At 33.0% G+C, this 11,871-nt stretch carries 12 protein-coding genes; 6 read left to right on the top strand and 6 right to left on the bottom strand.

Translation table 11 applies throughout. From position 1 onward, the window contains the following. Positions 1 to 158: 158 nt before the first annotated feature. Positions 159 to 1,211, top strand: a complete 1,053-nt coding sequence (locus ACKOWY_RS06925) for a 2Fe-2S iron-sulfur cluster-binding protein (RefSeq protein WP_408940709.1) — start codon at positions 159 to 161, stop codon at positions 1,209 to 1,211. Here ACKOWY_RS06925 and ACKOWY_RS06930 read toward each other — a convergent pair. Then, entirely contained in the window at positions 1,208 to 2,245 is a 1,038-nt protein-coding gene (locus tag ACKOWY_RS06930) for a glycosyltransferase family 9 protein (RefSeq protein WP_408940710.1), read from the bottom strand. The two genes, ACKOWY_RS06925 and ACKOWY_RS06930, sit on opposite strands and share 4 nt — an antisense overlap. A gap of 5 nt (positions 2,246 to 2,250) precedes the next feature. Beyond that, a complete protein-coding gene (locus ACKOWY_RS06935) occupies positions 2,251 to 2,856 on the bottom strand; it encodes a DUF4254 domain-containing protein (RefSeq protein WP_408940711.1) in 606 nt (201 codons plus the stop codon). A gap of 100 nt (positions 2,857 to 2,956) precedes the next feature. Here ACKOWY_RS06935 and upp point away from each other — a divergent pair, with 100 nt between their 5' ends. After that, positions 2,957 to 3,610 carry a uracil phosphoribosyltransferase gene (gene upp / locus ACKOWY_RS06940; protein WP_408940712.1) on the top strand — a complete coding sequence of 218 codons (654 nt, stop codon included), beginning with the start codon at positions 2,957 to 2,959 and terminating at the stop codon, positions 3,608 to 3,610. Here upp and ACKOWY_RS06945 read toward each other — a convergent pair. Further along, positions 3,605 to 4,534, bottom strand: coding sequence for a DUF6427 family protein (locus ACKOWY_RS06945; protein WP_408940713.1), 930 nt, complete (start codon positions 4,532 to 4,534; stop codon positions 3,605 to 3,607). The genes upp and ACKOWY_RS06945 overlap by 6 nt on opposite strands. A gap of 73 nt (positions 4,535 to 4,607) precedes the next feature. Here ACKOWY_RS06945 and ACKOWY_RS06950 point away from each other — a divergent pair, with 73 nt between their 5' ends. Then, positions 4,608 to 4,838: a DUF6341 family protein gene (locus tag ACKOWY_RS06950; protein WP_408940714.1), complete on the top strand. Its 231-nt coding sequence runs from the start codon at positions 4,608 to 4,610 to the stop codon at positions 4,836 to 4,838. On the opposite strand, the gene purD is transcribed toward ACKOWY_RS06950, so the two are convergent. Continuing rightward, positions 4,830 to 6,104, bottom strand: coding sequence for a phosphoribosylamine--glycine ligase (purD, locus tag ACKOWY_RS06955; RefSeq protein ID WP_408940715.1), 1,275 nt, complete (start codon positions 6,102 to 6,104; stop codon positions 4,830 to 4,832). The genes ACKOWY_RS06950 and purD overlap by 9 nt on opposite strands. A 132-nt stretch (positions 6,105 to 6,236) precedes the next feature. Here purD and ACKOWY_RS06960 point away from each other — a divergent pair, with 132 nt between their 5' ends. From ACKOWY_RS06960 to ACKOWY_RS06970, 3 genes are read left to right on the top strand one after another with little or no spacing between them, the layout of a single operon-like run. Beyond that, entirely contained in the window at positions 6,237 to 7,547 is a 1,311-nt protein-coding gene (locus ACKOWY_RS06960; RefSeq protein WP_408940716.1) for a phenylacetate--CoA ligase family protein, read from the top strand. Positions 7,548 to 7,567: 20 nt separating this feature from the next. Continuing rightward, positions 7,568 to 8,653: a non-hydrolyzing UDP-N-acetylglucosamine 2-epimerase gene (gene wecB, locus ACKOWY_RS06965; protein ID WP_408940717.1), complete on the top strand. Its 1,086-nt coding sequence runs from the start codon at positions 7,568 to 7,570 to the stop codon at positions 8,651 to 8,653. After that, complete coding sequence (locus ACKOWY_RS06970) at positions 8,653 to 9,837, top strand: glycosyltransferase family 4 protein (RefSeq protein WP_408940718.1); 1,185 nt, start codon at positions 8,653 to 8,655, stop codon at positions 9,835 to 9,837. The genes wecB and ACKOWY_RS06970 overlap by 1 nt, the downstream gene beginning before the upstream one ends. On the opposite strand, the gene ACKOWY_RS06975 is transcribed toward ACKOWY_RS06970, so the two are convergent. Together ACKOWY_RS06975 and ACKOWY_RS06980 are read right to left on the bottom strand one after the other, a co-directional pair. Then, positions 9,834 to 11,186, bottom strand: a complete 1,353-nt coding sequence (locus tag ACKOWY_RS06975) for an undecaprenyl-phosphate glucose phosphotransferase (RefSeq protein ID WP_408940719.1) — start codon at positions 11,184 to 11,186, stop codon at positions 9,834 to 9,836. The two genes, ACKOWY_RS06970 and ACKOWY_RS06975, sit on opposite strands and share 4 nt — an antisense overlap. After that, a partial coding sequence (locus tag ACKOWY_RS06980; protein ID WP_408940720.1) for a GDP-mannose 4,6-dehydratase occupies positions 11,186 to 11,871 on the bottom strand: 686 nt, incomplete at its 5' end. The genes ACKOWY_RS06975 and ACKOWY_RS06980, both read right to left, overlap by 1 nt.

The following is an 11,871-nucleotide window of genomic DNA, read 5'->3' on the forward strand; positions in this document are numbered from 1 at the left end:
AGTATAACTAACTGGTAAAAGTACGCTTCTTTTTGATACTTTAAAAAAAAAGGCTGTTTTTTCTATTATTTCTGTGGAATCATTCCATATTATGCAATTAAAAGCAGCACCTATTTGTAAATACTTGCTAATTCTTACCTTTGTAAAAAAATATTACAATGGCAGCTTTTTACAAATTACAAATCAAAGAAGTGAAGCGCGAAACTCCAAGCGCAGTTTCTGTGGTTTTTAATGTTCCAACCGAATTACAATCTGCATATCAATTCATTGCAGGTCAATATATTAATTTGAAATTAACACTTGACGGAAAAGAAATTCGTCGTGCCTATTCCATTTGTTCTTCTCCTAATAGTGGCGAATTACGAATTGCAATTAAGGCGGTGAAAAATGGTCTTTTTTCAAAATTTGCCAACGAAAATTTAAGCGCTGGAGATCTCCTAGAAGTAGGGCAACCGGAAGGTAAATTTACATTTGAGCCTAATATTGAAAAACAAAAAAACTACGCTGCAATGGTGGCTGGCAGCGGAATTACACCTGTAATGTCTATCCTGCAATCGGTTTTAGAAAATGAGCCTAAAAGCTCTTTTGTTTTACTTTATGGAAATAAATCACCAGAGGAAACTATTTTTCACCAACAATTACATGACTTACAAAATAAATATGTAGGCCGCTTGTTTGTGCATTATGCATTTAGCCAAACTAAAGTTGAGGAACAGCTTTTTGGTCGCATAGACAAATCGAATATCAACTATATTTTTGACAATAAACACAAAGAAAAAGACTTTGATAAGTTCTATTTGTGTGGTCCAGAAGAAATGATCAACTTGGCAACCTCGGTTTTAAAAGAACATAATGTTGCCGATAAAAACATCAAATTTGAATTGTTTACCGCATCAGGTGCTGAAAATACTGAAGCTAGTTCCCACGAAGGCCATACCAAAATTACGGTTTTAGTAGACGACGAGGAAACAACTTTTGAAATGAGCCAGAAGCAAACCATATTAGATGCGGCTTTAAAACAAGGAATTGACGCTCCTTATTCGTGCCAAGGCGGAATATGCAGTAGTTGTCTAGCTCGCGTTTCTAAAGGGACTGCCGAAATGAAAAAGAATTCTATTTTGAGTGATAAAGAAGTAGCCGATGGTTTAATTTTAACGTGTCAGGCGCATCCAACATCTGCTGAGATCAAAGTTGATTTTGATGATGTTTAATTCAGCCGCGCTACTACTCTAGCTACTACTTTTTCGACTGGAATTGTTCGCATGGCCTCATCATATCCTGCAACTTTAATGTTTCCATATACCGATGTAGGCAGTAATGGATATTGATCTCTATCAGAAACCAAACAATTTTCTTCCGGTTGATTATAAGGTGCAAAGCCCGCATAAGGATGTGTTGCCCCCCAAAGTGTGATGGTTTTTACTCCAAATAATGCCGCCAAATGGGCATTTCCAGAATCCATAGAGAGCATAACATCTAGATTGGATATTAAATCCAGCTCCTCTACAAAGGAGATTTTTTTAGAAAAATTATAGACATTTTCTAATCCATTAGCTAGATGTTCTAAATGAATGAAATCATGCTCACCTCCAAATAATAAAATTTTACATTCTTTTCTTTCTGAAAGTTCCTGAATAACTTGCTGCATTAAGTCTCCTGGATAAGTTTTCCAACGGTAATGAGCAAATGGAGCAATACCAATCCATTTTTCTTTTTTCTCACCCAAAATAGTGATTGCTTTTTTTGGAATAGGTCCTTTTTCAAGGAAATAGGGATTCTCAAAATTAACAGAATAACCCAAATCCTCAAGAGTCTCGAGGTGCCTTTGTATCATGGTTTTTAAAGGGCGGAAATCTTTATTTTTTAGGCTAGTGAGTGCTTTTTTTTCGGCTCTGCCTTTATCAGTTGCAGCTACTTTTTTGCCAAATAGGGTAAATAGTTGACACACCACTTTAGAGCGTAGCACATTATGAAAATCGGCGATTTGAGTTACACCAAGCGCTTTCAAATCAAAAAATAATTTCAAAATACCGAGAAAGCCTTTATGTTGGTGGTGGGTATGAACCGAGAAAAAATTTACATTGGGAATGTTTTCAAAGATTGCTTTAAAAAAAGGTCTAGAAACAACGGTAATTTTTAAATCGGGATACTGTCTTGATAATGCAATTACAACAGGAACTGTCATGGCAACATCTCCCATTGCAGAGAGTCTGATAATGGCAATATGCTGAGCGTTATTCGACAACTAAATTATTTTTTGTTCTGATATAAAACCGGATTCAAATCATCGTCGTTGTACATTTTCATTTGTTTGTACACCTTCATGAATTTATTTCCGTTTTCAATGTCTGATAATAAATCATCAATTGCAGTAGACAAATCCGAACGTTGTTCTAATAGTACATTTAGTTTTTCTTGGCATTTATCTCTATGCTCTTGAGTCGCTTCAGATCGAGTCGCTTCTTCGTTCATGTGATAAATTTTTAATGCCAAAATAGATAATCTATCGATTGCCCAAGCCGGACTTTCAGAATTGATTGTTGCTGTCGATTTTACTTCGGCATGCGCATATTTTTGTAGAAAGTAGCTGTCAATGTATTCTACCATGTCGGTTCGCTCCTGATTGGAAGCATCGATTTTTCTTTTTAAGGTTAATGCAGCTACCGGATCAATATTTGGATCTCTAATAATGTCTTCAAAGTGCCATTGAACGGTGTCAATCCAGTTTTTAAAATACAATAAATGTTCTATTTTATCACTTGGATATGGATTGCTAATAGGTTGGTTTACGCTGTCGTGAACGTGGTAATCCTTAATGCTTTGTTCAAATATGGAATAGGCAAATTTTGAAAACATACTTTTTACTTTTTATTTATTTCATACAATTCAACCAAAAGGTCTCGGGTGCAAAGATAGTTTTTATACTTTTACATAAACATACTTAACTATCACTTTTATGCAAATTCATTATATTTCTAATAACAACAGTATTCTAAATCATTTTTTAGCAGAAATTAGAGATGTTCAAATCCAAAAAGATGGCCTTCGTTTTAGAAAAAACATGGAGCGAATTGGAGAGATAATGGCGTATGAAATAAGTAAAGAATTGCAATACCAAGAAGTTTCGGTGACTACTCCGCTTGGAGTAAAAAACACAACTGCAGTAGCAGATAAAGTGGTTTTATGCTCCATATTAAGAGCGGGATTGGCTTTGCATACGGGATTTACAAACTTCTTTGACCATGCCGAAAACGGGTTTGTTTCTGCCTATAGACACCATCCAAATAATGACGATTTCTTTGACATATTAATAGAATATAAAGCCATACCTTCTTTGGAAAATAAAGTGCTAATTCTTATTGACCCTATGCTGGCCACCGGACAATCAATAGTGGCTGTTTTAAATAAATTACATTTAGAACAAAAGCCGAAAGAAGTGCATATTGCCGTAGTTATTGCCGCTCCAGAGGGCATTGACCATTTACGAGAAACTATTCCTGGCAACTGTCATCTGTGGGTTGCTTCATTAGATGAAAAGCTAAATGAAAAAAATTACATCATCCCAGGCCTAGGAGATGCCGGAGATTTGGCATTTGGAGATAAATTATAATTGTGAAAAGAAGCAGAAAAATCCGCAAGAAATAGAAATTAATAAGATTAATTCTTGTTGGAATTTACTCTGAAAGTGCTCCACCGTATTGGTTGCAATTATTGCCATTGGCAAAAAAGAAAAAACTAATATTTCATTGCTTTTATTTGCAGAAATTAAAAAAATTACAACACTAATTAGGGTCGCAAAAAACACTTTTTTATAAGAAGCTTGTAGGTTTAAGGGCTTGTTTGGAATTGAAAACAAGTAAGGAAAAACAAAAAACACGAGGAAAACTGCAAAAATTGAAAAGGCTATGTTTTGAGATTGACTGGTAAAGTAATCTATTTTATAACTTACTGCATTCGATTGAAGAAAATTGGTAACCACCGATTTATCAAACAAAAGATCATAAAACAAAAAAACCACAGCAAATCCGAATAAAGCCACGAATGGAATCAACCAGTTTCTATAGTCTCGAGAGGCATTAAATATTATTGAAATATAGACCAAAACAATGAAAATTAGGGCCCAATAATGAAATAAACTCGCTACAAATATCCATAATGAAGCATCAAATATTTTTTCCTTAGTAAATTTTAATGTTTGAAGAGAAATTAACCTTCTTAAAGATAACAAAATGAAAAAATTTGCCAGGAGCAAATTCATGCTACTCATGATTTTTGGAAAAAACAATAAAAAAAGTAAGTAGTAAAGTGCTGTATAAGAGCTGTCTCTAGTTAATGCATTTTTCTTAACAATAAAATTCGCAAGCAATAAAGAAGCAAAAATAAGCACTAATGCTCCGGCTTTTTTTGCAATATCATTCCAAGAATTTATCCCTGTTGGATTGTGAAATTGATACACAAAATAGAGGATGATTGTTAAAATTCCTATTAAAGAATAATTTATTGGAGTAGATTTTTTAAAAATGCTTGTTATCATGAGTATATTTTATACTTTTGCGTTTGTAAATATAACACTACATCCAACACAAAAACAAATAAAACTTAATTAGATGAAAGCATTTTTTGAAGCAATACAATCTCTTTTTGTAGATTTCTTATTCAAACCTTTAGATTGGTTACGCGCTTTAGAGTTAGATAATTGGTGGTTGGCTAACATCGTTAGCTGGACTTTAATGGCAATTTGCTTAAAATATATTATCTACTGGTGTAAGCAATTAACCATTCACCAAAAAAACAACGAAGAAAATCAAGATACTACGGCACACTCTTTCTTAAAGTAAGTCGAAACCGATATCTTTTCTATAATACATCTTATCAAAATGTAGTTTTTCTATGTTTTGATAAGATTTTTTTATGGCCTCTTGAAAATTATCTCCAAATGAAGTAATGGCAATAACGCGTCCGCCATTTGTAACCACTTTATTGTTATCCAATTTAGTTCCTGCATGAAAAGCAATTGAATCTTGAATTTTCTCTAGTCCCGAAATTTCAAATCCTTTGTCATACTCTTCAGGATATCCGCCCGAAACGACCATAATGGTAGTGGCACTTCTTTCGTCTATTTCTAATGTTACTTCATTAAGAGTTTGAGTAGCTACGGCTTGAAATAATTCCACTAAGTCGGATTTCAGTCTCGGAATTACCACTTCGGTTTCTGGATCACCCATTCTAACATTGTACTCAATAACAATTGGCTCTCCTTTTACATTGATTAGACCTATAAAAACAAAACCTTTGTATTCAATGTTGTCTTTTTGTAATCCGGCAATGGTAGGTTTTACGATTCGGTTTTCAATTTTTTCTAACAAGACAGCATCTGCAAAGGGCACTGGTGAAACAGCTCCCATTCCGCCGGTATTTAATCCGGTGTCTCCTTCTCCTATGCGTTTGTAATCTTTAGCCGTTGGAAGAATTTTGTAGTTTTTACCATCTGTTAAAACAAAACAACTCAATTCAATTCCGTCAAGAAACTCTTCAATAACTACTTTAGCGCTCGCTGAACCAAATTTTTGATGCACCAACATGTTTCGCAATTCCGTTTTGGCTTCCTCCAAATCCTGAATGATTAAAACCCCTTTCCCAGCAGCCAACCCGTCTGCTTTTAATACATAGGGAGGTTGCAAAGTTTCTAAAAATTGACATCCTTTTTCAACTGTATCTTTAGTAAAACTATCGTAAGCGGCAGTTGGAATGTTGTGTTTAATTAGAAATTCTTTAGCAAATTCTTTACTGCCTTCTAATTGTGCCCCGTGTTTTGAAGGGCCAATAACCGGAATGTGATTTAAAACGGAATCATTTTTGAAAAAATCATAAATTCCTAAAACTAAAGGATCTTCTGGTCCAACCACTACTAAGTCTACTTTTTCTTGGATAGCAAAAGTTTTTATGGCTTCAAAATCGGAAATATTTAAAGAAACATTTGTTGCAATTGCTGCTGTTCCTGCATTTCCTGGAGCTACAAAAAGTTTAGAACATTTTGAACTTTGTAACATTTTCCATGCAAGAGCATGTTCTCTTCCTCCAGAGCCAAGTAGTAAAATTGTCATTGTGTTGGGCTATTAGTTGTGGTGCAAAAATAGTTTGTTTTAGAGAGATTTAATAATCAAACTTATAAAAAGTTGTTTCTTGTTGAAATATCCCTTTTGCTTTTACTATTTTTGAAGAAAATAGAATCTCTCATGCTTTCAATTTTTGATTTATCGCTTTTTTTAAATGGCTTTCCTATCAAGACGGCACGGAAAGATTTAAAAAAAATACAAGCAATTTCAAAAGAAGATTTTGAAAAGTATTCTATAGATAAAAGAAAGGAAATTGTAAACTTTCATTTAAAAAACAATCCTTTTTATTCTCAATTTGTAGGTGAAACAGAATATAAAAATTGGGAGTCATTACCAATTATGACTAAAAAAGAGCTGCAAACACCCCTTCAAAGCAGACTTTCAAATGGCTATAAAGAAAAATATTATTCAAATAAGACTTCTGGCTCAAGCGGAATTCCATTTATTTTTGCAAAAGACAAGTATTGCCACGCACTAACTTGGGCGGTAATTCAAGATCGGTTTGGTAGCATTGGAATTGATTTTAATTCCTCTCTTCAAGCTCGTTTTTATGGAATCCCGTTGGATTTTATTGGTAAAACCAAAGAACGTATCAAGGACTTTTTAAGCTACCGCTACCGCTTTCCAGTTTTCGATTTATCGGATGCTTTTATGGAAACGGTGGTGGATAAATTCCAAAAAAACCAATTTATTTACATTAATGGGTATACCTCATCTGTGGTTTTGTTTGCAAAATATTTGAAGAAAAAAAAGCTCCACTTAAAAACAATTTGCCCCAGCATAAACTATTGTGTGGTTACCTCAGAAATGCTTTTTGAGGAAGACAAAACCCTTTTAGAATCACAATTTGGCGTTCCAATTATCAACGAATATGGGGCCTCCGAATTGGATCTTATTGCATTTACCAACACTGTAAATGAATGGGAATTGAATTCGGAAACCTTATTTATTGAGATTTTAGATAAAGATAATCAGGTTGTTCCCAATGGAAAAGAAGGGCGAATTGTAATTACTTCCTTATACAATAAAGCGCATCCATTTATAAGATATGACATTGGTGATGTTGGAATTATTGATGAGAAAAGTAGCTTCAAAAAACCAATTCTTAAAAAATTAATTGGACGAACCAATGATGTGGCTTATCTTCCAAGTGGGAAAACAACACCAGGTTTAACATTTTATTATATTACTAAAAGCATCATCGAAGACGATGGAAATGTAAAAGAATTTGTGGTAAAACAAACCAAAATAGATACCTTTGAAATAGAATATTGTAGCGAGATAGCATTAACAGAAGATCAACTACAAAAAATAATATTAGCAATAACAAGCTATTTAGAATCTGGGTTGCATTTTACTTTTAAAAGAAAAGAAAAAATAGAACGAACACCGAGCGGAAAGCTAAAGCAATTTATTTCTGAAATTAAATAACACTTGTGCAATAATAAAATATGAAAATAACTCTTATTGCTGGCGCTAGACCAAATTTTATCAAAATTGCACCCATTATCAAAGCAATTGAAAAAAAACAATCTGAAGGGGAGCCTATTTCCTACAGACTCGTTCATACTGGGCAGCATTATGATAAAGCGCTTAGTGCTACTTTTTTTGAAGAATTAAATATTCCTCAACCTCATATAAATTTAGAGGTAAAAAGCGGTTCTCAAGCAGAACAAACGGCCGCAATTATGATTGCCTTTGAAAAAGAATTGCTTACTAATCCATGTGATTTGGTTTTGGTAGTTGGCGATGTAAATTCGACGATGGCCTGTGCAATTGTAGCCAAAAAATTAAACACCAAAGTAGCACACATTGAAGCTGGGATTCGCTCAGGAGATTTAAGCATGCCCGAAGAAATCAATAGAATTGTAACCGATAGTATTACTGATTATTTCTTTACAACCTCAACTTGGGCAGGAGAAAATTTATTGAAATTTGGGGCGCCTTCATCAAACATTCATTTTGTAGGGAATGTAATGATTGATACTTTACTTCAAAATAGTGGTCGAATTTCGAAACCTGTTTTTTGGGACGAATACCAATTAGCTGAAAAAAACTATATTTTATTAACGCTGCATAGGCCATCCAATGTAGATGAGGAAAAATCATTAATCGAATTACTAAAAGGAATTGATGAAATGGCTGGAGATAAGAAAATAATTTTCCCAATTCATCCAAGAACCAAAGCTATTTTAGGAGATCAAAATCTTGGACTAAAGAATACCTATTTTGTAGCGCCTCAGGGTTATTTAAATTTCATTTATTTAATAAAAAACTGTCTAGCTGTAATTACGGATTCAGGAGGGATTTCTGAAGAAACCACTGTTTTAGGAGTACCTTGTTTTACGATGAGAACCACTACCGAAAGACCTGAAACTATCTCAATTGGAACCAATGTTTTGGTTGGGGATTCGCTACAAAATTTGGAAAAATGTTTCTCTGAATTTTTGCAAAACGGAATAAAAAACAAGGGAGTTCCAGAACTTTGGGATGGTAATGCTTCTGAAAGAATTCTATCCATTTTACTTTTAAAATAATGGAGAAAATTTTAATTATTACGAATTATTATCCGCCTGAAAAAGGAGCCGCTGCCAATAGAATTGAGCAGTTAGCATTAAATTTAAAAAAAAATAACTACGCTGTTTCGGTAGTTTGCCCACTAGGAAACTATCCAGAAGGCAAATTATTTAATGAATACAAAGGCAAGTTTTCAATTGATGAAAACAGAAATGGAATTGCGATAAAACGACTTTGGATCTATCCAAGTGTGAGTAAAAATCTATTGGTTAGAATTGTTTCTGTACTCTCTTTTACATTGGGATTATTTTTTTATTTGTTGATTAAAAAAACACCTCAAAAAGTTGTAATTCAATCTCCGCCTTTGGTGCTTTCTTTTATTTCTGTATTAGTGCTTTCATTAAAAAAGAAAAAGTTAATCGTAAATGTTTCCGATTTGTGGCCTCTTGCAGCCATTGAATTAAATGTAGTAAAGTCAAATTCAATTTCCCATAAATTATCGCTGTTTATGGAGCGTTATCTATATAAAAAAGCGACTCTATTACTGGGCCAATCAAATGAAATAATAGATCATATTCATTCTCTTTTTCCGAATAAAATATGTTATTTATATCAGAATATATCCGAACAAAAAAATCATATTGTTGATTTTGATGATAATGAAGAACGCCCTTTGAAAATATTTTATGCTGGTCTTTTAGGAATTGCTCAAGGAGTTACTGAATTGTGTCAAAAAGTAGATTGGAAAAAGTACAATATTGAACTCCACATTTATGGCGATGGTGCCGAAAAAAAGATTCTGGAAGAGCTGGTTTTATCAGGAAAACTTCCGAATGTATTTTTTCATGGAATGCAAGAAAGACAAACACTTCATGAAAATATTAGATCTTATGATGTTGCCTTAGTCCCTTTGAAAACAAGGATTTATGGTTCTGTGCCTTCTAAAATTTTTGAATATTCATGTCTCGGTTTTCCTGTGTTGTATTTTGGAGGTGGAGAAGGTGAAACTATTGTAGAAGAAAGTAATTTAGGTTGGGTTGCTAAAGTTGGTGATTACTCGAGTTTAAACTTAATAATTGAATCACTATCAAAATTAAAACGAACCGAAATTAATCAAAAGAAAAAAGAAGTAATAGCATCCTCGAAAATAGCTTTTGATTTAAATAAACAAATGAATCATTTGTTAGATTCAAATGTTTTTTAGTAGGCTTTTTCTTCTCCCTTGATAGTATTAAATACTGTTAAAAAAACAATTTTAATATCTAATAATAAGGTCCAATTTTCTAAGTAATAAATATCATATTTCACTCGGTTTATGATATCCGTTTCGGTCTCTACTTCTCCTCTGTAACCATTAGTTTGGGCTAATCCTGTAATTCCAGGTTTAATAAAATGACGAACCATGAACTTGTCTACTTTTTTTGCATACATTTCGGTGTGGCTAACCATATGAGGTCTTGGCCCAACTACTGACATTTCACCCAAAAAAACATTAAAAAATTGGGGTAATTCATCAATACTAGTCTTTCTAATAAACTTACCTATTTTAGTAATTCTAGGGTCGTTTTTTGATACTTGTTCAATATCGGCAATTTCATTTATTGTCATGGATCTAAATTTAAAACAATCAAATTCATGGTAATTTAAACCATTCCTTTTTTGTTTAAAAAATATAGGTCCTTTGGACTCAAGTTTAATTAATAGCGCCAAAATAGGAGTTAGCCAAGAAAGGAGTCCAACAATAATTATGAAAGAGAATATTAAATCAAAGGTTCTCTTAATTAATTTATTGGCTGTATCATCTAGAGGAATGTTTCTTAGAGATACAATTGGTATATATCCATAGTAATCTAACTTTAAATTCCTTGATGTTAGTTCCTTTTCATCGGGAAGGAATTTTAATGTTTTTAGATTATTATCTGCAAAATCAATAAAATTATTTACATCTGTATTGGATACGTCTGCAAGTGCACAATAAATTTCATCTATTTTATTTTCTTTTACAAACTCAAAACATTCCTGAATTTTTTCTTTTTTATTGGTTTTTAAATCAAAAGATTGTAAAAGCTTGTAACCATAATTTGGGTTTTCATTAAAAAACTCAACAAGATGTGAGGTGTGTTTTTCTTCTCCAACAATTACGACTCGTCTAAAATTACCTCCATATACTACCCTAAATTTTCTCAAAAAATAGTAAATAAATAATTTTTCAAAAGCAATTAAAAACATCGCTGTTGAAATGAATTTCAATATGGTTGAGGGATCAGAAAACTTTAAGAAATACCCAATATAGGCAAAGTTTACCAGAATAAATACCGCATATTGCTTACCAATTTTTTCTACTATTTCTGAAGATTTTGTAAAGCGATACACTTCATAAAACCCAATATTCCATGATATTACGATCCATGAAAAGGAAATAAAAAGATGGTAATAAAAACTATTGAGAGAATTTATTAATAGAATTGTTGCTAAGAAATTAATAATAATTAAATCCAGCAAATATGAAAATGGTCTAATATATATGGAAAATCTTCCTGTGTGTCTTTGCACTAAAAAATGTATTTTGAAAAATCTTTATGCTCTTCTTTTAATAATTCTTCTGTTGACAAAGATTTGAAATAATCATACGTTATTTTCATTCCTTCTTGTCTGGAAACTTTTGCTTCCCAGCCTAATATTTCTTTAGCCTTTGTAATATCTGGTTGGCGCTGAAGCGGATCATTAATTGGCAACGGATGATATACAACTTTTTGATTGGTACCCGTTAGTTTAATGATTTCGTCTGCAAAATCTTTTATTGTAATTTCATCAGGGTTTCCAATATTTACAGGCAATACATAATCCGAATGCAATAATCTAAAAATACCTTCTACTTGATCATCAACATAACAAAAAGAACGTGTTTGCATTCCGTCACCAAATATAGTCAGGTCTTCACCTCTTAATGCCTGTCCAATAAAAGCGGGAATAACACGGCCGTCATTTAATCGCATTCTTGGCCCATAGGTATTAAAAATTCGAACTATTCTGGTTTCCACACCATGAAAAGTATGATATGCCATGGTAATGGATTCCATAAATCTTTTGGCTTCATCATAAACGCCCCTTGGTCCAACGGGATTGACATTGCCCCAGTATTCCTCTGTTTGAGGGTGAACCAATGGATCGCCGTATACTTCAGATGTAGAAGCAACCAGTATCCGGGCATTTTTGGCTTTAGCCAGGCCAAGACAAT

The sequence above is a fragment of the Flavobacterium sp. genome (genome assembly GCF_046073885.1).
In the GTDB taxonomy this organism is placed as follows: domain Bacteria; phylum Bacteroidota; class Bacteroidia; order Flavobacteriales; family Flavobacteriaceae; genus Flavobacterium.

Bases quoted from the DNA above. Each gene is read 5' to 3' on its own strand.
- ACKOWY_RS06960 (WP_408940716.1), top strand. From the start codon at position 6,237: ATGCTTTCAATTTTTGATTTATCGCTTTTTTTAAATGGCTTTCCTATC.
- ACKOWY_RS06945 (WP_408940713.1), bottom strand. From the start codon at position 4,534: ATGATAACAAGCATTTTTAAAAAATCTACTCCAATAAATTATTCTTTA.
- ACKOWY_RS06925 (WP_408940709.1), top strand. From the start codon at position 159: ATGGCAGCTTTTTACAAATTACAAATCAAAGAAGTGAAGCGCGAAACT.
- ACKOWY_RS06970 (WP_408940718.1), top strand. From the start codon at position 8,653: ATGGAGAAAATTTTAATTATTACGAATTATTATCCGCCTGAAAAAGGA.
- wecB (WP_408940717.1), top strand. From the start codon at position 7,568: ATGAAAATAACTCTTATTGCTGGCGCTAGACCAAATTTTATCAAAATT.
- upp (WP_408940712.1), top strand. From the start codon at position 2,957: ATGCAAATTCATTATATTTCTAATAACAACAGTATTCTAAATCATTTT.
- ACKOWY_RS06950 (WP_408940714.1), top strand. From the start codon at position 4,608: ATGAAAGCATTTTTTGAAGCAATACAATCTCTTTTTGTAGATTTCTTA.
- purD (WP_408940715.1), bottom strand. From the start codon at position 6,104: ATGACAATTTTACTACTTGGCTCTGGAGGAAGAGAACATGCTCTTGCA.
- ACKOWY_RS06935 (WP_408940711.1), bottom strand. From the start codon at position 2,856: ATGTTTTCAAAATTTGCCTATTCCATATTTGAACAAAGCATTAAGGAT.